18 protein-coding genes and 2 pseudogenes are annotated in these 19,418 nt (G+C 70.5%); 10 read left to right on the top strand and 10 right to left on the bottom strand.

The window, feature by feature from the left end:
• Positions 1 to 55: 55 nt before the first annotated feature.
• Positions 56 to 262 (bottom strand): hypothetical protein, encoded by a 207-nt coding sequence (locus tag HDA41_RS09705; protein WP_184982546.1) that lies wholly within the window; start codon positions 260 to 262, stop codon positions 56 to 58.
• A 136-nt stretch (positions 263 to 398) separates the two neighbouring features.
• Between HDA41_RS09705 and HDA41_RS09710 the strand changes: the two genes are divergently transcribed.
• From HDA41_RS09710 to HDA41_RS09730, 5 genes and pseudogenes are all read left to right on the top strand, one after another.
• On the top strand, positions 399 to 1,022 hold the full coding sequence (locus tag HDA41_RS09710) for a TetR/AcrR family transcriptional regulator (RefSeq protein ID WP_184982548.1): 624 nt from the start codon (positions 399 to 401) through the stop codon (positions 1,020 to 1,022).
• 120 nt (positions 1,023 to 1,142) lie between these two features.
• Positions 1,143 to 1,331 (top strand): annotated as a pseudogene (locus tag HDA41_RS09715) (MBL fold metallo-hydrolase); the annotation flags it as partial.
• A 375-nt stretch (positions 1,332 to 1,706) separates the two neighbouring features.
• Positions 1,707 to 2,585, top strand: a complete 879-nt coding sequence (locus HDA41_RS09720) for an ABC transporter substrate-binding protein (RefSeq protein ID WP_184982550.1) — start codon at positions 1,707 to 1,709, stop codon at positions 2,583 to 2,585.
• Complete coding sequence (locus HDA41_RS09725) at positions 2,582 to 3,475, top strand: amino acid ABC transporter permease (RefSeq protein ID WP_184982552.1); 894 nt, start codon at positions 2,582 to 2,584, stop codon at positions 3,473 to 3,475. The genes HDA41_RS09720 and HDA41_RS09725 overlap by 4 nt, the downstream gene beginning before the upstream one ends.
• Positions 3,472 to 4,224, top strand: a complete 753-nt coding sequence (locus tag HDA41_RS09730) for an amino acid ABC transporter ATP-binding protein (RefSeq protein ID WP_221511468.1) — start codon at positions 3,472 to 3,474, stop codon at positions 4,222 to 4,224. Before HDA41_RS09725 ends, HDA41_RS09730 begins: the two co-directional genes overlap by 4 nt.
• Positions 4,225 to 4,258: 34 nt before the next feature.
• Here HDA41_RS09730 and aroQ read toward each other — a convergent pair whose 3' ends face one another.
• A complete protein-coding gene (gene aroQ / locus HDA41_RS09735; protein WP_184982554.1) occupies positions 4,259 to 4,732 on the bottom strand; it encodes a type II 3-dehydroquinate dehydratase in 474 nt (157 codons plus the stop codon).
• Positions 4,733 to 4,831: 99 nt separating this feature from the next.
• Here aroQ and HDA41_RS09740 point away from each other — a divergent pair, with 99 nt between their 5' ends.
• A complete protein-coding gene (locus HDA41_RS09740; protein ID WP_184982555.1) occupies positions 4,832 to 5,878 on the top strand; it encodes a S66 family peptidase in 1,047 nt (348 codons plus the stop codon).
• Positions 5,879 to 5,973: 95 nt separating this feature from the next.
• Positions 5,974 to 7,248, top strand: coding sequence for an MFS transporter (locus HDA41_RS09745; protein WP_184982557.1), 1,275 nt, complete (start codon positions 5,974 to 5,976; stop codon positions 7,246 to 7,248).
• 68 nt (positions 7,249 to 7,316) lie between these two features.
• Here HDA41_RS09745 and HDA41_RS09750 read toward each other — a convergent pair.
• The 7 genes and pseudogenes from HDA41_RS09750 to HDA41_RS09780 all read right to left on the bottom strand — a co-directional run bounded on the left by HDA41_RS09750 (position 7,317) and on the right by HDA41_RS09780 (position 16,097).
• Positions 7,317 to 8,417 (bottom strand): annotated as a pseudogene (locus tag HDA41_RS09750) (calcium:cation antiporter).
• 166 nt (positions 8,418 to 8,583) lie between these two features.
• Positions 8,584 to 8,886 (bottom strand): hypothetical protein, encoded by a 303-nt coding sequence (locus tag HDA41_RS09755; protein WP_184982559.1) that lies wholly within the window; start codon positions 8,884 to 8,886, stop codon positions 8,584 to 8,586.
• A gap of 128 nt (positions 8,887 to 9,014) precedes the next feature.
• Entirely contained in the window at positions 9,015 to 10,016 is a 1,002-nt protein-coding gene (locus tag HDA41_RS09760; protein ID WP_184982561.1) for a TerC family protein, read from the bottom strand.
• Positions 10,017 to 10,239: 223 nt separating this feature from the next.
• Positions 10,240 to 12,258, bottom strand: a complete 2,019-nt coding sequence (locus tag HDA41_RS09765; protein WP_184982563.1) for a TerD family protein — start codon at positions 12,256 to 12,258, stop codon at positions 10,240 to 10,242.
• Between the two features lie 76 nt (positions 12,259 to 12,334).
• Positions 12,335 to 12,913 (bottom strand): TerD family protein, encoded by a 579-nt coding sequence (locus tag HDA41_RS09770; protein ID WP_184982565.1) that lies wholly within the window; start codon positions 12,911 to 12,913, stop codon positions 12,335 to 12,337.
• Between the two features lie 138 nt (positions 12,914 to 13,051).
• On the bottom strand, positions 13,052 to 15,196 hold the full coding sequence (gene uvrB / locus HDA41_RS09775; protein WP_184982568.1) for an excinuclease ABC subunit UvrB: 2,145 nt from the start codon (positions 15,194 to 15,196) through the stop codon (positions 13,052 to 13,054).
• A 40-nt stretch (positions 15,197 to 15,236) separates the two neighbouring features.
• Positions 15,237 to 16,097: an MHYT domain-containing protein gene (locus HDA41_RS09780; protein WP_184982576.1), complete on the bottom strand. Its 861-nt coding sequence runs from the start codon at positions 16,095 to 16,097 to the stop codon at positions 15,237 to 15,239.
• Positions 16,098 to 16,384: 287 nt separating this feature from the next.
• On the opposite strand from HDA41_RS09780, the gene HDA41_RS09785 reads away from it, so the two are divergent.
• A complete protein-coding gene (locus HDA41_RS09785) occupies positions 16,385 to 17,257 on the top strand; it encodes a glycerophosphodiester phosphodiesterase (protein ID WP_184982578.1) in 873 nt (290 codons plus the stop codon).
• 120 nt (positions 17,258 to 17,377) lie between these two features.
• Positions 17,378 to 17,932 carry a methylated-DNA--[protein]-cysteine S-methyltransferase gene (locus tag HDA41_RS09790; RefSeq protein ID WP_184982580.1) on the top strand — a complete coding sequence of 185 codons (555 nt, stop codon included), beginning with the start codon at positions 17,378 to 17,380 and terminating at the stop codon, positions 17,930 to 17,932.
• Positions 17,933 to 17,943: 11 nt separating this feature from the next.
• On the opposite strand, the gene HDA41_RS09795 is transcribed toward HDA41_RS09790, so the two are convergent.
• Positions 17,944 to 18,372, bottom strand: a complete 429-nt coding sequence (locus tag HDA41_RS09795; protein ID WP_184982582.1) for a VOC family protein — start codon at positions 18,370 to 18,372, stop codon at positions 17,944 to 17,946.
• A 102-nt stretch (positions 18,373 to 18,474) separates the two neighbouring features.
• On the opposite strand from HDA41_RS09795, the gene HDA41_RS09800 reads away from it, so the two are divergent.
• Entirely contained in the window at positions 18,475 to 19,380 is a 906-nt protein-coding gene (locus HDA41_RS09800) for a pseudouridine-5'-phosphate glycosidase (protein WP_184993285.1), read from the top strand.
• Positions 19,381 to 19,418 lie beyond the last annotated feature (38 nt).

Consider the following 19,418-nt stretch of genomic DNA (forward strand, 5'->3'; position numbering starts at 1 on the left):
TCCTTATCAGTCATGGTTCGGTCAACCCTTCGAGTTCTGGGTGGTTGGAGGGGGGTCAGCTGTTCAGAAAGCCGAGGATGTGGTCGGCGACCGTCTTGGGCTCTTGTGGAGAGTCCGGCCCCGGTTTGCTTGGGACGTTCGTGATGTACAGATCCAGTACGGCGATGAAACTCGCCGTCGCCAGGATCGCGAGGATCAGACCGTGCCTTGCCAGCCTGGAAGGCGTCGCAACGCCGGGCGGCGCGGAGGAGTTCAAAGGCATGGGTTGCCCTCAATCGCGCCAGGCGTGCACGCAGCCTGTCCGGTGAGCTCAGGACCGTTATGTACTGAACAGTCAGAAACCTAGGCGGTTCTGTACTGGGTTGTCAAATACGTTGGGTCGGCTTTACCTTCGATGTATGGCGAGACCACGAAGCTTCGACCCCGACCACGTCCTCCATGCCGCCGAGCGGCAGTTCCGCACTTCGGGCTACAACGGCACGAGCGTCGACGACATCAGCGCCGCCACCGGCCTGGGCCGCGGCAGCCTCTACGCCGCGTTCGACGGCAAGCACGGCGTGCTGCTGCAGGCGATGGCCGGCTACTTCGCCCGGCTGGGGCAGTTTGCGCCGAAGGCGCTCGCCGGACCGGACGAGGGTGCCCTGGAACGACTGCACGCGTACTTGCTCCGCGCCGTCCACGGGGTGCCACTCGCCGCCGACGTACCCCCCGCCCCTGACCGGGCGGCGGCAGCCTGCTTCGCCGCCAAGATGGCCCTGGAGATCGGCGCCTCCGACTCCGAGGTGAAACGCCTGGCCAACGACTGCTTCTCCGTGCTCGCGACGGCGGTGGCCGAGTGTGTGCGAGCGGCGCAGCGCAACGGCGACATCGACCCCGACGCGGATCCCGACGACCTCGCGTACCTTCTGCTGACCATCATCCGCGGGACCGATGTCGTAGGCGCGTACGGCCACAGTCCCGCCCGCCTGACCTCGATTGCGGAGAGCGCGTTCGCCTTGCTGCCTCGCCCGCGCCACCGCTGAGAAGAGCACGGCCGGCCTCATTGCACAGGCATCTGATGCGGTCGGCCCACTTCGACGCCGCGGAGGCACGGCCCGTAGGTTTACGCGCCGCCGTGACCTCGTGTGTTGGCGCGTGCTGTGGTGTTCCCCGGCGGTGTGGGCAACACCCATGAGGACCCCAAGGCGTTCGCCCGTCTCCTCCACGATGTGGAGACCAAGATCTTCGACGTCCTGCCGGACGAGACATGGGTCTACCCGGGCCACGGCGACGACACGACGCTGGGCGCGGAACGCCCGCAGCTGCCGGAGTGGCACGCGCGCGGGTGGTGAGGGCCGCGCGGAGGGTGCGGGTGGTGAGGGCCGCCCGGGCGTGCGGATGGTGAGGACAGGCGCGGGGCGCACGCCTGCGGAGCGGTGGGCCTCGTACGCGCCCCGTGTGAATCATTCGCACACGCCGATGCCGCACGTACGCTCCCCCCGGATGTAGTTGCGCGGTCAACTGGTAAGAGCCCCGCGCAGGATGACGGCTCCTGGGCGGACGGGCCGCCGGTCTGTCGATCCCCGCCCTCGGCCGGCGGCCCCGGCGACCGCCGAACCCGGCGCGCGCCACGGAGTGTTCACAAGAACGCAACACCCGCTCCCACGATGTGAGCACGTCCCGTCGTGACCTCGACAAACAGGACTGTCGACTGTCAATCTCGCGCCATGCATCCTGCCCCGCGTGCCCTGCGCCGCGCTGCCGCCGCCGTCACCCTCGCCCTGCTCGCCACCGCCGTCGGCTGTGCACCGCAGCCGGAGGAGCCCGCGGCCGGCACGTCCTCGGCCGGAAACACGTGCGAGAAGGGCAAGTTGCCTACCCGGACCTCGGGCAGGCTGACGATCGCCACCGACGAACCCGCCTACGAGCCGTGGTTCAAGGACGACGACCCCGCGAGTGGCAAGGGCTTCGAGTCGGCGGTCGCGTACGCCGTCGCCCGGCACCTCGGCTACGGCAAGGACAAGGTCGTCTGGCAGACCGTCCCGTTCAACAAGGCCTTCGCGCCCGGCGAGAAGACGTTCGACTTCGACATCAACCAGGTGTCCGTCAGCGACGAGCGCAAGAAGGCCGTGGACTTCTCGTCCGGCTACTACGACGTGCGCCAGGCCGTCGTCGCCCTGAAGGGCTCCAAGGCGGCGAAGGCGAAGAGCGTCGCGGACCTGAAGGACGTGAAGCTGGGCGCCCAGGTCGGCACCACCAGCCTCGACTACATCGACGACGTGGTGCGGCCCACGCGGGCGCCCGCCGTGTACGGCAAGAACGACCAGGCCAAGTCCGCGCTGAAGAACGGCCAGGTCGACGCCGTCGTCGTGGACCTGCCGACCGCCTTCTACATCACCGGGGCCGAGATCACGGACGCGACGATCGTCGGCCAGTTCGAGAACCAGGGCGGTACGCCGGAGCAGTTCGGTCTCGTGCTCGACAAGGGCAGCGCGCTCACCTCCTGCGTCTCGCGGGCCGTGGACGCGCTGCGCGAGGACGGCACGCTCGGGAGGATCGAGCAGCAGTGGCTGTCCGACGCCGTCGACGCGCCGGTGCTCAAATGACGGTGTACAAGGAGGAGCTCACCGAGGGCTCCGGCGAGCACGGTGGATATGTCCCGTCCCAGCGGCGCCTGGACCGTGAGCGCTACCAGCGCGCCCGCGCCCGGCGCGCCACGGCGATCGGCGCGCTTTCGACCCTCGTCACGGGAGCCGTCCTCTACCTGGTCGTCGTCAACGCCCCGGGCTGGCCGCGCACCAAGGAGACCTTCTTCGACTGGGAGTACGCGCGCGAGGCGTTCCCGAAGGTCCTCGAAGGGCTGTGGCTGAACGTCCGGCTGCTGCTGGTCTGCGGGGCCGCGGTACTCGTCCTCGGCATGCTGATCGCCGTGGCCCGTACGCTGCGCGGCCCGGTGTTCTTCCCCCTGCGCGTCCTGGCCGCCGCGTACACCGACTTCTTCCGGGGACTGCCGCTGATCATCAACCTGATGATCGTGGTTCTCGGCGTCCCGGCGCTGCGGCTCCAGGGGGTGACCGTCGACCCGGTGCTCCTCGGCGGCACCGCGCTCACCCTGACCTACTCGGCGTACGTCGCCGAGGTGTTCCGGGCCGGCATCGAGTCCGTGCACCCCTCGCAGCGCGCCGCGGCCCGCTCGCTCGGGCTCAGCAACCGGCAGGCGCTGCGATACGTGGTGCTGCCCCAGGCGGTGCGCCGCCAGGTGCCGCCACTGCTGAACGACCTGGTGTCGCTGCAGAAGGACACCGGGCTCGTCTCGATCGGGGGCGCGGTGGACGCCGTACGGGCCGCCGACATCATCGCGGGGCGCAGCCTCAACTACACGCCGTACATCATCGCGGGGCTGGTCTTCGTCGCGCTGACCATCCCCATGACCCGCTTCACGGACTGGGTGACGGCACGGATGGACCGCCGGCGGGCCCAGGGAGGAGTCACATGAGCGACGCGCCCGTGCTGCGCATGGAGGCCGTCCGCAAGTCCTTCGGCGGCTCGGTCGTCCTGCGGGACGTCGACCTTGAGGTCGCGCCGCACACGGTCACCGCGCTGATCGGCGCCTCCGGCTCCGGCAAGTCCACGCTGCTGCGGTGTGCGAACCTGCTGGAGGAGATCGACGACGGGGCGATCTGGCTGGACGGCGAGGAGATCACCGACCCGCGCGTCGACCAGGACGCCGTGCGCCGCCGGATCGGCGTGGTCTTCCAGGCGTACAACCTGTTCCCGCACCTGACGGTCCTGGAGAACATCACGCTCGCGCCCCGCCGGGTGCACGGCGCGTCCCGCGCCGAGGCCGAGGCACGCGCGCGTGAACTGCTGGAGCGGCTCGGGCTGGGTGAGAAGGCGGGCGAGTACCCGGACCGGCTGAGCGGCGGCCAGCAGCAGCGGGCGGCGATCGTCCGCGCCCTTGCCGTACGTCCCCGGCTGCTGCTGCTCGACGAGATCACCGCCGCCCTCGATCCCGAGCTGGTGGGCGAGGTCCTCGCCGTCGTCCGCGACCTGAAGGACGAGGGCATGACCATGGTGCTGGCCACGCACGAGATGGGCTTCGCTCGGGAGGTCGCCGACCAGGTGTGTTTCCTGGAGGGCGGCGTGGTGCTGGAACGCGGCACCGCCGAGCAGGTCTTCGGGGAACCGCGGCAGGAGCGCACGCGGCGCTTTCTGCGGCGGATCGTGGAGGCGGGGCGGTTGTAGCGGGCGGTTGCAGGGGGGGCGGCTGTTGAAGGAGTCAGGCGTCGGCGTGTCCCGCCCCGGCCAGCGCCGCGACCCGTTCCACGCCGAACACGTACCCCTGCACCCCGCACCCCGCGATGACCCCGTCGGCGCGCAGCGAGACGTAGGAGTGGTGCCGGAACGACTCGCGCTTGTGGATGTTGGAGATGTGGACCTCCAACACGGGCATGCCGTCACACGTGTTGAGGGCGTCCAGGATGGCCACGGAGGTGTGCGAGTAGGCGCCCGGGTTGATCACGATGCCGCAGTGGTTCAGCCGCGCCTCGTGGATCCAGTCCACGAGCTCCCCCTCGTGGTTGGACTGGCGGAAGTCGACCGTGCCGCCGTGCGCGGCCGCCGCCTTGGCGCACAGAACCTCGACGTCGGCGAGGGTGTCGGAGCCGTAGATCTCCGGCTGGCGCTGGCCGAGCAGGTTCAGGTTGGGGCCGTTGAGGATCATGATCGGGGCGTTGGCCAGGGTGCGGGGCACGGTTCCTCCGGTCCGTTCGGGTCGCGGCCCGTGGCGGACCGCTGCTCGACCCGGTTTATCACGGTGCGCCGACAGACGGCCGGGCCTTAGCCTCCCGCCATGACCAGCCTCTTCTACCCGCCCAAGCCGTCCCCCGGTGACCGCATCGCCGTGCTCTCGCCCTCCTCCGGCCTGCCCGGGCTCTTACCGCTCCCCTACGAGCTGGGCCTGGAGCGGCTGCGCAAGGAGTACGGGCTGGAACCGGTCGAGTATCCGGCGACCCGCACGATGGGCTCATCGCCCCAGGAGCGGGCCGACGACCTCCACGCCGCCTTCGCCGACCCGGACATCAAGGCGGTCATCGCGTCGATCGGCGGGGACGACCAGATCACCGTGCTGCCGCTGCTGGACCGGGAGTTGATCCGGGCCAACCCGAAGCCGTTCTTCGGAATGAGCGACAACACGAACCTGCTCGCCTACCTCCACAACAGCGGCGTCGTCGGCTTTCACGGGGCGAGTGTGATGTGCGAGCTGGGCCGCCCGGGGGCCATGCACCCACAGACCGCCGAGTCCCTGCGCGCTGCCCTGTTCACCTCCGGCCCGTACGAGCTGCGGCCCGCCGAGCGGTGGCGTGACATCGACCGGGACTGGGCGGATCCGGCGACCTTCGACGCGGAGCCGGAGACCCGGCCCGGGACCGGCTGGACCTGGGTCAACGCCGACCGGGTGGTGGAGGGCCGCAGTTGGGGCGGCTGCCTGGAGATCATCGGCTGGCTGCTGATGGCCGACCGCGAGATCGCGCACGACCTGTCCGCGTACGACGGCTCTGTGCTGCTCCTGGAGACCTCGGAGGACATGCCGAGCGCCACGGAAGTCTTCTGCACCCTGCGCAACATGGGCGAACGCGGGCTGCTCCAGCGCTTCTCGGCCCTCCTCATGGGCCGCCCCAAGACCTGGTCCTTCGAGCAGCCCAACGGCCCGGAAGATGCCGCTCGTTACGCCACCGACCAGCGTGAGGCCGTCCTGCGCGCCGTGCGGGCCTACGCCCCCGACGTCACGATCGTCTTCGACGTGGACTTCGGGCACACCGATCCGCAGCTGGTGATCCCGTACGGCGGCACCGTGCGCGTGGACGGACCGGCCCGGCGCATCACGGTCACGTACTGAGTGCCCCGGGACCCTCCGCGCGCCCCCCGTAACCCGCTGTCACCGTGGGTAGTTGACGCGGCATGCACGATGTACGCACCGTAAAGGCCCCCTCCATGCCGCGCCTCGCGGCCGCCTCGCTCGCCGGCACGGCCATCGAGTTCTACGACTTCTTCGTCTACGGCACCGCGGCGGCCCTGATCCTGGGGCCGCTGTTCTTCCCGACCTTCTCGCCGGTGGCGGGGACGCTGGCCGCCTTCGCCACCTTCGGCGTGGGCTTCATCGCGCGGCCGCTGGGTTCGGTGCTGTTCGGGCACATCGGGGACCGGCGGGGGCGGCGGCCGGTCCTCGTCGCCTCCCTGCTGCTGACCGGTGCCTCCACGGTCGCGGTCGGTTGTGTGCCGACGTACGAGACGATCGGCGTGGCCGCTCCGCTGCTGCTCCTGGTCCTGCGCTTCCTCCAAGGGCTCGGGCTCGGCGGGGAGTGGGGCGGGGCGGTGCTGCTGACGGTGGAGCACGCGCCCGCCGGGCGGCGCGGACTGTGGTCGAGCTTTCCGCAGGTCGGGCCCGCGCTGGGGTTCCTGCTCGCCAACGGTGTGGTGCTGGGGCTGTCGGCGACCCTGTCCGAGGCGCAGTTCGCCTCGTGGGGGTGGCGGGCGCCGTTCTGGGCGGCGGGCGTGCTGGCCGTCGTGGGTCTGTGGCTGCGTTCGTCGCTCGTCGAAAGCCCGAGTTTCCTCGGGATCGACGGCCACGCGCGCGTACCACTCGTCGAGGTACTGCGTGACCACTGGCGCCTCCTCCTGCTGACCGGCGGGGCGCTCGCGATCGGCTACGCGATCTTCTACGCCGTGACGACGTGGTCGCTCGCCTACGGGACGGAACGGCTCGGGGTGAGCCGCAGCGTCATGCTGACCTGCATCATGGGCTCGGTGGTCGTGAAGGGCGCGCTCACGCCACTGATGGCGCTGCTCGGGGACCGGTACGGCCGGCGTCCCTTGTGCCTGGCCGGGTGCGCGGCCGCCGCCCTGTGGATGTTCCCGATGGTCGCGCTCCTCGCCACCGGCGCGCCGCTGCCGATGTTCCTCGGCTTCCTCGGGGCGATGCTCGCGTTCATCACGATGTTCGCCGTGATCGCCGCGTATCTGCCGGAGCTGTACGAGCCGCGGGTGCGCTGCACGGGCGCCGCGGTCGGCTACAACCTCGGCGGGGTCCTCGGGGGCGCGCTCACGCCGATCGTGGCGACGGCGCTGGCCGAGCAGGGCGGGCGGGTGCCCTGGGGCGTGGCCGCGTATCTGACGGCGATCGCACTGCTCAGCCTGGGGTGCTTCGCGCTGCTGCCGGAGACGCGTCCGGTGCCGGTGACGGCGGCTGCGGAGCCTGCTTCGGGGTGACCTCGGTGGTGGTGCGCGTACACGCTTGCGCGAGGGTGTACGCGCACCACGGCGAGTGTCTACGCGTTCTACGGGTTGATCGCCAGCTCCAGATACGCCGCGAACAGCACAAGGTGGACCCCGCCCTGGAGCGGCGTGGCCCGGCCCGGTACCACGGTCAGCGACGCCACCACCACGGTCAGGGCGAGCAGCACCATGTGCGTGGCGCCCAGGCCGAGCACCAGCGGCCCGGAGAGCCAGACGGACGCGAGGGCGACCGCTGGGATGGTGAGGCCGATGCTGGCCATGGCCGAACCGAGGGCCAGGTTCAGGCTGGTCTGCACGCGGTCGCGGTGCGCGGAGCGCAGCGCGGCGACGGTCTCCGGGAGCAGCACCAGCAGCGCGATGATCACGCCGACGACGGCGTGGTGCAGCCCGGCGGCCTCCACCCCGGACTCGATGGTGGGCGACACCCCTTTGGCCAGGCCGACCACGCCGATGAGTGCCAGGCCGAGCAGCCCCAGGCTCACCAGGGCCGTACGGGCGGTCGGCGCCGGCGCGTGTTCCTCCGCCGTGATCACCTCGTCGTGCCGGGTGATCGGCAGGAAGTAGTCCCGGTGCCGCACGGTCTGCGTCGCGACGAACAGTCCGTACAGGACCAGTGAGGAGAGCGCGGCGAAGGTCAGCTGGACGGTGGAGAACTCCGGGCCCGGCTTGCTGGTGGTGAAGGTCGGCAGGACCAGGCTGAGCGTGGCCAGGGTGGCGACGGTCGCGAGTGCGGCGCCGGTGCCCTCGGGTTGAAGACGGCCGTGCCGTGCCGCAGGGAGGCGACCAGGAGGCAGAGGCCGACGATGCCGTTACAGGTGATCATCACGGCCGCGAAGACCGTGTCACGGGCCAGTGTCGAACTCTTGTCACCGCCGTCGGCCATCAGGGTGACGATGAGGGCGGCCTCGATGATCGTGACGGCAATGGGCCAGGACGAGGGAGCCGAACGGTTCGCCGACCCGGTGGGCCACCACCTCGGCGTGGTGCACGGCCGCCAGGACGGCTCCCGCGAGGACCAGGGTGACCAGCGCGACGACCGCAGTCGGCAGATCGCGCCCCCAGGTGAAGATCAGCAGCACGGCCGCGAGGAAGGGCACCAGGGTCGTCCACTGTGCCGTGAGCGGCCTGCGCCGAACGATCATGCAGTGATCGCCGCAGGCGCGAAGGAGGCCCGCACTCCGGCCGTGCGGGGATCGTGCGGGGGTCGTGCGGGTCACCTTCACGCGTGTCGCGAGGTTACGTGAGCGCCCGTGCCGCGGCGAAGCTGCACCCGTGCCACGGGCCTACGTGAGCACCCGTTCCGCAGGACTACGCGAGTTCGCGCTGGTCCACGAGATCGCAATTGGTGTACACCCGCTCGCCGATGCAGAGCGCGCCCAGTTGCTCCGCCATCCTGCTGGTCTCGGGATCGTTGCTGTTGCGCATGGCCTCCTCGTAGGAATCGAACTCGATCAGCGCCAGATAGCGGCGCGGATTGTCGCGGTCCTTCAGAAGCATGCGCTGCGTGGGGCCGCCCGGCCGACCGGCGAAGCGCCTCCCCGCCTCCTCGAACACTCGCTCCATCTCGTCCATGCGCTCAGTCTCGAAGTCGATGATCTGTACGAACTTCATGGCACCTCCAGCCGGCCTCGGCGCCCCCGGGCCGGGAACGCTCTCAAGAACAAGCAAGCACCGGGACCGGTGGCCGGCAATTCGCCGGCCACCGGTCCCGGTGCTGGTTGCTCCTACGTCCGACGTGGTCAGACGTCGATGCTGTCCTTCGGAGCGGGTCCGCTCTGCGCCTGCGCCGCCTCGGCCGCCGCCTGCTTCTTGGAAGCCCGCAGGCTGGTGATCGTGGTGACGATCAGGACCGAGCAAATCACGCCGAGCGAGACCGGAATGCTGATCTCGGGCACATGCACCCCGGACTCGTGCAGCGCGTGCAGCACCAGCTTCACGCCGATGAAGCCCAGGATGATCGACAGGCCGTAGCTGAGGTGGACCAGCCTCTTCAGCAGGCCGCCGATGAGGAAATACAGCTGGCGCAGACCCATCAGGGCGAACGCGTTGGCCGTGAAGACGATGTACGGGTCCTGCGTCAGGCCGAAGATCGCCGGGATCGAGTCGAGCGCGAACAGCACGTCCGTGGAGCCGATCGCGAGCATCACGACCAGCATCGGGGTCATGACCCGCTTGCCGTTCTCCTGGATCCACAGCTTGGTGCCGTGGTAGCGGTCGGCCACACCGAAGCGGCGCTCGACGGCCTTGAGCAGCTTGTTCTCCTCGAACTCCTCGTCCTGCTCGTCCGCCCGGGCCTCCTGGATCAGCTTCCAGGCGGTCCAGATCAGGAAGGCGCCGAAGAGGTAGAAGACCCACGAGAAGCTGGCGAGGATCGCGGCGCCCGCGGCGATGAAGATGGCCCGCAGGACCAGGGCTATGAGGACACCGATCAGGAGGACGCGCTGCTGGTACTGCGAGGGCACCGCGAACTTCGCCATGATCAGGACGAAGACGAAGAGGTTGTCGACACTGAGTGACTTCTCGGTGATGAAGCCCGCGAAGAACTCGCCGGCGGGCTGGCCGCCGCCGAACACGAGGAGGCCGAGGCCGAAGAGCGCGGCCAGAACGATCCAGACGACCGTCCAGATCCCGGCTTCCTTGATCGATACGTCGTGCGGCTTGCGGCCGATGAAGAAGTCGACCGCGATCAGGGCGGCGAGCCCCACGATCGTCAGGACCCATAGGGTCACGGAAACATCCACTGCGCCTCCGGCAGTCGTAACGGCAAATGTCAGCGTCGTCGCTGCCGGAGGTCTCTTCCACCCAAGGATGGGCCGACGCCCCGGGATCTGGCCTGATCCGTATTGACGGGAACGCCGCAGCAGACAGGGAGTACTCCCCTCCGTGCCGATAACAGTACCGTAATCACCAAGAGAAGGTAAAGCGCTTGGTAAAAGAAAGGCCAAGTCCCCTGCTCAGGCGGCTTTACACGTACTTGGTACGGGCGGCCGCGACCTGGGTGAGCACCTGCTGGAGGACCTGGCTGCCCGGCGGCACGAGCGACGGCTCATACGTCCAGGCATGACCGACCCACGGGTCGGCGAGATGGTCGTCGGGCACCGGCGCCAGTCGCAGCAGCGAACGCCACAGCGGGTCGAGCAAAGGCCCGTACCCGGAGGATTCCTCACGGTCCGCCACCATCATCAGGTGGACGCCGAAGGCGGGACCCTCGTCGGCGAGGTAGCGCAGCTGGTTCACCGCCCGGTCGTCGAAGCCGTGCGGGAAGTCGTTGACGATCAGCAGCTGCTGTGAGGTGTCGAAGCCGGGCGGGAGCGAGTCGGCAGCCCCTCCGCGCACCGCCATCTGCACCAGGTCGACCCGCTGGGTGAGCCGGGCCAGCACGTCCGCCACGCCTGCGGCGCCGAGTGCGGGCGGGGCCGCGAGTACACCGGTCTGCACGAGCGGGGCGAGCGGTTGCGCACCCGAGCCGGCCGGGTCGATGACGTGGACGGTGAACTCCCCCGCCGGGTGGACGGCGAGCAGCCGGGCCGCGTGCGCGACCGCCGTCTCCATGGCGAGATGCCCCAGGGCGTGCGAGTCCGCGAACGAACCGTCGGACGATCGGGTCCGGCCGCTGTCGATCCACAGGCCGCGCTCCAGCGGCAGCCGGACCAGCATCGGGATGCGGATCCGGTCGGCCTCGGGGAGATGGAGGTCGCCCAGGCGCAGGGCCATGGGGATCTCCATCGGCACGCGGTAGGCCTGCCAGACGGGGCTGTCCCAGCGGGCGTATGCCGGTGGGAGGGCCGGTTCGACGACCTCGGCCTCGGCCGAGAGCTGGGCGAGGTCCCGGTCGAGAACCTGACCGGCCTGGGCGACGAGCTGGGCGTGCCGGGCTCGGGCCGCCTCGCGGGCGGCGTCGCCCTGGCCCCCGATGCGGCTGCGCGGGTCGGACAGGACCTGCTCCAGCTCCTTGTCCATGCGGGACTCGGCGAAGTCGACGGCGCTGCGGTAGGCGGCGGTGCTACGGGCCAGGTCCTCGAACATGCCCCACACCTGGTTGTAGAGCCGCTCGTCCATGGACCAGCCGGTCGCATCGCCCGCGACGGGCTGCGCGGGCTGCCCGGGCGCGGCCGGGGGTGCGGTGGGCGGCGGCGGGGGCGGAGCGGCGTTCTGGCGGCGTGGGTGGCTGTAGTCGATCGGGCCGCCCGCGGTGGGCGTCGACGGCTGGGTGACGGCGTCGGAGTCCGGCGCCGCGCCGGGATACGGCGGCGGCTGCGGCGCGGGCTGCCCCGGCCCGCCGGGTGTCTGACCGGCGTACGGCGACATCGGTGGTGCCTGGCCCGGCTGAGGCGCGGTGCCGCCCTGGTCCGGGCCGAGGGCCGGGGCCGCCGTCTGCCGGGAGCGGTCACCGTCCGCCGCGCGCGGCGGGGACGCCTGTACCGAGCGGGCCAGCCCCTGGGCCACCGCGTCGTCGATGCTGCCGGCGAGCTGGTGGGCCTCGGGCAGCCCCTGGTCGGTGAGGAGTTCGCCGAGGCCGCCGGCGTAGCCCTGGCCGACGGCACGCACCTTCCAGGCGCCCTGCCTGCGATAGAGCTCCAGCGCGACGACCGCCGACTCGGCCTCCAGGCCGGTGATGGTGTAGCTGGCGATCTCCGCGCCGTCGAGGCCGGTGAGGGCGACGAACGGGGCGGCCACGGCGCCGAAACGGACCGGGCCAGCCCCGGCGGCGGGCAGGGCGAGCAGCACGCCGACACGGTGGACGGCCTCCGGTACGGCGTCCAGGTCCACCGCGAGGCGATGGTCGGCGGCGGCCTGCCGGGAGACTTCGAGACCCGGCTGGGTGGGTGCGCCCGGGTGGGCGACCCACTCCACGCCGTGAATCCGGCCGTTCTCGTCGCTGAGCGCGGCCGCGGCCACGAGCGGCGTGCCGGCCGAGACCCGGATCTCGAGACGGACCTGGGAGAGCGGGTGGTTCTGCCCCCGCACCAGCTCGGCCGTCATCGCCTTCTCCCCCTGTGTCGTTGTGTGGTGTCGTGTGCCGGTCGGCGGCCCGGCCCGGCCGGTTGTCCCCGGGCCCTCAGAGGACGGGCAGGATCGCCGGCATCAGGTCCTGGAACGTACGACCGTTGGCCGGGTTGCCGAGGGCCGTCATCGTCCAGCCCGGGCCCGAGCGGTGCACCTTGGCCATGATCTGGGCCGTGTACTGGCCGCCGCCGGCCAGGGTGTAGCGGGCGAGCTCCTGGCCGTTGGTCTCGTCGACCAGGCGGCAGAACGCGTTCTGCACCTCCTGGAACGTCTGGCCCGTGAAGGAGTTCACGGTGAAGACGATCTGGTCGATGTGGACCGGGACGCGCGAGAGGTCGACGAGGATCGCCTCGTCGTCGCCGCCCTGGCCGACACCGCCGACGAGATTGTCACCGGTGTGGCGCACCGAGCCGTCGTCGCTCACCAGGTGGCGGAAGAAGACGACGTCGACCGGCTGCTTGTCGGCGAACAGGACGGCCGAGGCGTCGAGGTCGACCTCTCGCGTACGCGAGCCGAACAGGCCGCGCCGGGGAGCCGCCTGCCAGCCGAGACCCATGCGCACCGCGGTCAGGCTGCCGCCGTCCTTCTTCTGCAGACTGATGGCCTGACCCTTGGTCATGTTGACGGTCACGCGCTGATCCCCTCTCGGACGTCCCCTGTTGCCGCGCAGTCGCGGTTGATCAGAACACTACGCAGGGGCACTGACAGTGCCGAGCCCCGGTCCGCACTTTGTGTCGGTCTTGCAACACTGCGCGTACGCGGTCCGCTGTCAGGCCAGGCCCGCCTCCTTCATCTGGCGCAGCTCCTTCTTCATCTCGGAGACCTCGTCGCGCAGCCGGGCCGCGATCTCGAACTGGAGGTCCGCGGCGGCGGCCCGCATGCGCGCGGTGAGCTCCTCGATCTGCGCGCTGAGTTCGGCCGCGGGGCGGTCGGTCGGCACCGTCTCCTTGGCCTTGCCCCTGCCCCTGGCCGGCTTGGCGCCCTCGGCCGTCCTGCCCAGGGAGGGCACAGGCGCCTTGGTGCCTCCGCCGTCCTTCTTCGCCTTGCGGTAGCCCGAGCCGAGCAGCTGCTCGGTGTCGATGTCCTCGCGGGCGATCTGCGCGACGATGTCGTTGATCTTCTTGCGGAGCGGCTGGGGGTCGAGGCCCCGCTCCTTGTTGTACGCGACCTGCTTCTCCCGGCGCCGGTTGGTCTCGTCGATGGCCTTCGCCATCGCCGGGGTGATCTTGTCGGCGTACATGTGGACCTGGCCGGAGACGTTGCGCGCGGCACGGCCGATGGTCTGGATCAGGGAGGTGCCGGAGCGCAGGAAGCCTTCCTTGTCGGCGTCCAGGATCGCCACCAGGGACACCTCGGGCAGGTCGAGGCCCTCCCGCAGGAGGTTGATGCCGACCAGCACGTCGTACTCACCGGCGCGCAGCTCACGCAGGAGTTCGACGCGGCGCAGGGTGTCGACGTCGCTGTGCAGGTAGCGCACCTGGATTCCCAGCTCCAGGAAGTAGTCCGTGAGGTCCTCGGCCATCTTCTTGGTGAGCGTGGTGACCAGGACGCGCTCGTCCTTCTCGGTGCGCTGCCGGATCTCGTGCACCAGGTCGTCGATCTGGCCCTCGGTGGGCTTGACGACGACTTCCGGGTCGACGAGGCCGGTGGGGCGGATGATCTGCTCGACGACTCCGTCCGAGCGGGAGAGCTCGTAGGCGCCCGGGGTCGCCGACAGGTAGACCGTCTGGCCGATGCGCTGCTGGAACTCCTCCCACTTCAGCGGGCGGTTGTCCAGGGCGGAGGGCAGCCGGAAGCCGTGGTCGACGAGGGTGCGCTTGCGGGAGGCGTCGCCCTCGTACATGGCGCCGATCTGCGGGACCGTGACGTGCGACTCGTCGATGACGAGGAGGAAGTCGTCCGGGAAGTAGTCCAGCAGGGTGTTGGGCGGGGAGCCGGGCAGGCGGCCGTCGAAGTGCATCGAGTAGTTCTCCACTCCGGAGCAGGAGCCGATCTGGCGGAGCATCTCGATGTCGTACGTCGTGCGCATCCTGAGGCGCTGGGCTTCCAGGAGCTTGCCCTGCTTCTCCAGCTCGGCGAGGCGCTCGCCCAGCTCCTTCTCGATGTCGTTGACGGCCCGCTCCAGGCGCTCGGGCCCTGCGACGTAGTGGGAGGCGGGGAAGACGTACAGCTGCTGGTCGTCGCTGATGATCTCGCCGGTGACCGGGTGCAGCGTGGACAGCGCCTCGATCTCGTCGCCGAACATCTCGATGCGGACGGCCAGCTCCTCGTAGACCGGGAAGATCTCGATGGTGTCGCCGCGGACGCGGAAGGTGCCGCGGCTGAAGGCCATGTCGTTGCGCGTGTACTGGATGTCCACGAAGCGGCGCAGCAGCTCGTCGCGGTCGTGCTCCTCGCCGACGCGGAGGGGGACCATGCGGTCCACGTACTCCTGCGGCGTACCGAGGCCGTAGATGCAGGAGACCGAGGCGACCACGACGACGTCGCGGCGGGTGAGCAGCGAGTTGGTCGCGGAGTGGCGCAGGCGCTCGACCTCCTCGTTGATCGAGGAGTCCTTCTCGATGTAGGTGTCCGACTGCGGGACGTAGGCCTCGGGCTGGTAGTAGTCGTAGTACGAGACGAAGTACTCGACCGCGTTGTTCGGGAGCAGCTCTCGGAACTCGTTCGCCAGCTGGGCGGCCAGCGTCTTGTTCGGCGCCATCACGAGCGTGGGGCGCTGGAGCTTCTCGATCATCCACGCGGTGGTGGCGGACTTGCCGGTGCCGGTGGCGCCCAGGAGGACGACGTCCTTCTCTCCTGCCTGGACGCGTCGGGCGAGCTCGGCGATGGCCGCCGGCTGGTCGCCGCTCGGCTGGTAGGGGCTGACGACCTCGAAGGGCGCCACCGTGCGTTCGATGTGGGAAACGGGCCGCATGGGATCCACCGTACGACCCCGCACTGACAACCGGCTCCGATCAGCGGTTCTGCGGGGTCCGGGAGCCGCGGTGCTCCACGGTGCGGCGGGGGCGGAACCGCAGGCGCTCCGGGTTGTGGGCGGTGTGGGCCGGGATGCCGGGCCTCTGCTCGACGGCGACGGCCGTGGGCTTCCCCATGACCATCAGCGGGTCGAACATCACTACGACACCCGCGAGGAGGAGGAAGGAGAGCGGGCCGATCAGCATGGGGGCGAGCAGGGCCGCGGGCGACTCTCCCGCGGTGGGTTCGGCCGTTCCGTGCAGGTGGACGCTGAGGGCGGCCATGCCAGTGTAGTGCATGCCGCTGACGGCGAGTCCCATGACGAGGCTGGCGCCCACGCTCCACAGGAAGCCCCGGACCTGGCCGGCCGCCCACAGGGCGGCGGTGGCGGCGGCCATGGCGATCGCGACGGAGATGCCGACGGTGAGCGTGTTGTACTCCAGCTTCCCGTCCAGGCGCATGCTGGCCATGCCGAGGTAGTGCATCGACGCGATGCCCAGGCCGGTGATGGTGCCGCCGGTGAACAGAGCCGTTCCGCGGGCTCCCTTGTAGCCGACGATGAAGATCCCGATGCCCACCATCACGATCGCGACGGCCAGGCTCGCGAAGGTCATCGGCTTGTCGTAGTGGATCGGGGTCCCCCGGATCGTGAACCCCATCATCGCGATGAAGTGCATGGTCCATATGCCGGAGCCGATGGCGGCCGAGCCGAGGGCGAGCCAGCCGGGGCGCCAGGACTGGGCGACGAGCATGGACCTGGTGGTGCAGCGCAGGCCCAGGGCGCCGCCGAGGCAGGCCATGAGGTAGGCCACCAGGGGTGTGACCAGGCCGTAGCTGAATCCGTCGACCGTGCCCTGCATGCGCGGCTGCCCTTCCCGCCCTTTGCGTCCCGGAATTCCTGATGTGCGCCCCCTCCCAGGACCGCAGGAGCGGTCAGGGTCGACGCAGAGAGTATGACTCCCACCGGAATGGTCGAACGACTTTCCGGCAAAGAAACACGCCCTTGCCGCAGTTGTGCGGTACCAGTGAGCGGAGTTGGGTCCTCGCCATTCACCCTGTGGCCATCCTGTACCCCTCTCGCGTTGACACTCTGCTGTCACAGTTGAGCTGTCTGTGACGCCGTGATCGCTCGACGCGAGGAGTTCGTATGCACGCGCGCGCTGTTGCCGCCTCGACCACCGCGCTCCTGGGGACCGCCGCCCTCCTGTTCCCCGTCTCCCCGGCGCAGGCCGCCGCCGGCGACGGTCGGCCGCTGGTCATCGCGCACCGGGGGGCTTCCGCGTACGCGCCCGAGAACACGCTGGCGGCCGTGGACAAGGCGGCCGAGCTGGGCATCCGCTGGGTGGAGAACGACGTGCAGCGGACCAGGGACGGTGAGCTCGTCGTCCTCCACGACGACAATCTGCGGCGCACCACCGACGTCGAGGAGGTCTTTCCCGACCGGGCTCCCTGGAAGGTGAGGGACTTCACCGCCGCGGAGATCTCCCGTCTCGACGCGGGCAGCTGGTTCGGCCCCGCGTACGCGGGCGCGCGCGTGCCGACGCTGGAACAGTTCGTGCACCGCGTCGAGCGTCATCACCAGAAGCTTCTCCTGGAGATCAAGAACCCGGAGCTGTATCCGGGCATCGAGCGGCAGACGCTCAAGGTCCTCGGCAACGAGGGCTGGCTGGACCGGTCGCATGTGAGAGGCCGGCTGATCGTGCAGAGCTTCAGCGCGGACAGCGTGCGGACGGTGCACGAGCTGAAGCCCGCCGTGAAGACCGGCCTGCTGGGCACGCCGCCCGTGTCCGGCCTGCCGGTCTACGCCGGCTTCGCCGACCAGATCAACCCGTCGTACGGCTCGCTCTCCACGGCGTACGTCGCCTCCGTCCAGGCGTTCACCGGGCCGCACGGCAGGCCGCTGGAGGTCTTCACCTGGACGGTCGACGACGCGGCGACGGCCCAGCGGGTCGCCGGGTACGGGGTCGACGGGATCATCACGAACAAGCCGGATGTGGTCCGGGAGGCCGTGGACGGGTGAGGCCGGCCGGCGGGCCGGTGGGCGGGCCCTTCGGCTGGGGCGGCGTCAGGTCTGGGACAGCGTCTGTGGTGGGTCGTAGGCCGGGGCGGCGTTGTCAGTGGCGGGTCGTACGGTGGGCGCATGGACAGCCATGGTGAGGTCGAGCAGCGGGTCGTGTGGGGCGTCGTCGGCAGCGGCATCGGCCCGCTGTTGCTGGCGGCGACCCGCGAGGGCCTGGTGAACGTCGTGTTCCATGCCACGGACGCGGTGCGGGACCGGGCGGTCGGGCGGCTGGCGTCACGGCTCGGCACCGAGCCCGTCGAGGCGCCCGGCTCCCCGCTGCTGGCCGAGGCGATACGTCAGGTCGAGGCGTACCTCGCGGGGGAGCGCCGCGACTTCGACCTGCCGCTCGACTGGTCGCTGATCTCCGGTTTCAACCGGGAGGTCCTGCGCGAGCTGGCATCCGGTGTGCCGTACGGCACGGTCGTCGGGTACGGCGATCTGGCCGGGCGGGTCGGCCAGCCGGGCGCCGCCCAGGCCGTGGGCATAGCGATGGGGGCCAACCCGCTGCCGGTGGTGGTGCCCTGTCACCGGGTCGTCGAGAGCGGCGGCGGAATCGGCGGCTTCGGGGGCGGGCTGGAGACCAAGCGGAAGCTTCTCGCCCTCGAAGGGGTACTGCCCGAGCCGCTGTTCTGAGGCCGGCCCGGTCAGTCGTAGTGCCGCGCCTCGAAGACGTTGCCGTCCGGGTCGCGGAAGTAGAAGCTGCGCGTGGCCTTGCCCCGGGCTCCGAAGGAGTCGTACGAAAGGTCCGACACCGGTACGGAGCATTCCTCCAGGCGGCTGAGAAGGGCGTCGAAGTCGCCCCGGGGCAGGGACAGGCAGACGTGGTTGACGGGGTGCCCCGCGCTGTCGGCGGCGCCGGGCAGCATGGTCATGCGTTCCGCGAAGGTCAGCGGCATGAGGTCCAGGATGGTCCCGTCGTTGACGCGTACGGAGGGGAACGGCACCTCACCGGCGGTGAACTCGGTGAGCCTGACCGTCTCCAGTCCTACGGCCTTCTCGTAGAAGTCGGCGGCGGCGACCGGGTCGCGCACCCAGAGGACGACGTGGTCGAGTCGTGGTGTGTTGTCCGTCATGCATCCCAGGCTCGTGACCTCGCCGACAGCCCGCAAGGGTTTGGCCCGGCGCGCCGCTCGCCAGGGATGAGGGGAGACCGACCGACAGGAGGCAGGCGCGTGGTGCTGGTGGTGTCAGAAGAAGTGCGGGAGGCGATCGACGCGCGTCGGCCCGTGGTGGCCCTGGAGTCCACGATCATCGCCCACGGACTGCCGCGGCCGCGCAACCTCCAGGTGGCGCTGGAGCTGGAGACGGCCGTGCGGCAGGAGGGCGCGGTGCCCGCGACGATCGCCGTGCTGGACGGGCGGCCCCATGTCGGGCTGGACAAGGAGCAGCTGGAGCGCGTCGCGAACGAGGACGGCATCCGCAAGCTGGGCCACCGCGACCTGCCGCTCGCGACGGCCTCCGGCGCGAGCGGGGCGACGACGGTGTCGGCGACGGCGCTGCTGGCAGCGCTGGCGGGCGTGCGCGTGTTCGCGACGGGCGGGCTCGGCGGGGTGCACCGGCAGTGGACGGTGACGCAGGACGAGTCGGCCGACCTGGGGCTGCTGGCGCGGACGCGGATCACCGTGGTGTGTGCCGGAGTGAAGTCGATCCTGGACGTGCCGGCGACCTTGCAGCGGCTGGAGACGCTGGGCGTCGCGGTGGCCGGTTACGGCACCGACCGGTTCCCCGGCTTCTATCTGTCCGACTCGGGGCATCCGGTGGACTGGACGCTGCGGACGCCGGAGCAGGTGGCGGGCGTCATGCGGGCCCAGGACGACCTCGCCGGGCCGGAGTCTGCGCTGATCGTCGCCAACCCCGTCCCCGAGGCGGAGCAGCTCGATCCGGAGCTGCACGCGCGGGTGCTCGCGGACGCGCTGCACGCGTGCGAGGAGGAGGGAATCACCGGCCAGGCGGTGACGCCGTTCCTGCTCGACTACCTCGTACGGCACACCGACGGCGCCTCCCTGACCGCCAACCTGGCGGCGGTCCGCGGCAACGTACGCCTGGCGGCGCGGATCGCGGCGGCCTGGGCACGGGGATGACCGGGGCCGGGGCCGATCACGAACGGGGTCGCGGTCGC

The organism is Streptomyces caelestis, assembly GCF_014205255.1.
Lineage (GTDB): Bacteria > Actinomycetota > Actinomycetes > Streptomycetales > Streptomycetaceae > Streptomyces > Streptomyces caelestis.

Coding starts and splice junctions, on each gene's coding strand:
- HDA41_RS09740 (WP_184982555.1), top strand. CDS start 4,832: ATGACCAGCCTCTTCTACCCGCCCAAGCCGTCCCCCGGTGACCGCATC.
- HDA41_RS09745 (WP_184982557.1), top strand. CDS start 5,974: ATGCCGCGCCTCGCGGCCGCCTCGCTCGCCGGCACGGCCATCGAGTTC.
- HDA41_RS09755 (WP_184982559.1), bottom strand. CDS start 8,886: ATGAAGTTCGTACAGATCATCGACTTCGAGACTGAGCGCATGGACGAG.
- HDA41_RS09710 (WP_184982548.1), top strand. CDS start 399: ATGGCGAGACCACGAAGCTTCGACCCCGACCACGTCCTCCATGCCGCC.
- HDA41_RS09725 (WP_184982552.1), top strand. CDS start 2,582: ATGACGGTGTACAAGGAGGAGCTCACCGAGGGCTCCGGCGAGCACGGT.
- HDA41_RS09765 (WP_184982563.1), bottom strand. CDS start 12,258: ATGACGGCCGAGCTGGTGCGGGGGCAGAACCACCCGCTCTCCCAGGTC.
- HDA41_RS09790 (WP_184982580.1), top strand. CDS start 17,378: ATGGACAGCCATGGTGAGGTCGAGCAGCGGGTCGTGTGGGGCGTCGTC.
- HDA41_RS09720 (WP_184982550.1), top strand. CDS start 1,707: ATGCATCCTGCCCCGCGTGCCCTGCGCCGCGCTGCCGCCGCCGTCACC.
- HDA41_RS09795 (WP_184982582.1), bottom strand. CDS start 18,372: ATGACGGACAACACACCACGACTCGACCACGTCGTCCTCTGGGTGCGC.
- HDA41_RS09780 (WP_184982576.1), bottom strand. CDS start 16,097: ATGCAGGGCACGGTCGACGGATTCAGCTACGGCCTGGTCACACCCCTG.
- HDA41_RS09785 (WP_184982578.1), top strand. CDS start 16,385: ATGCACGCGCGCGCTGTTGCCGCCTCGACCACCGCGCTCCTGGGGACC.
- uvrB (WP_184982568.1), bottom strand. CDS start 15,196: ATGCGGCCCGTTTCCCACATCGAACGCACGGTGGCGCCCTTCGAGGTC.
- HDA41_RS09705 (WP_184982546.1), bottom strand. CDS start 262: ATGCCTTTGAACTCCTCCGCGCCGCCCGGCGTTGCGACGCCTTCCAGG.
- HDA41_RS09730 (WP_221511468.1), top strand. CDS start 3,472: ATGAGCGACGCGCCCGTGCTGCGCATGGAGGCCGTCCGCAAGTCCTTC.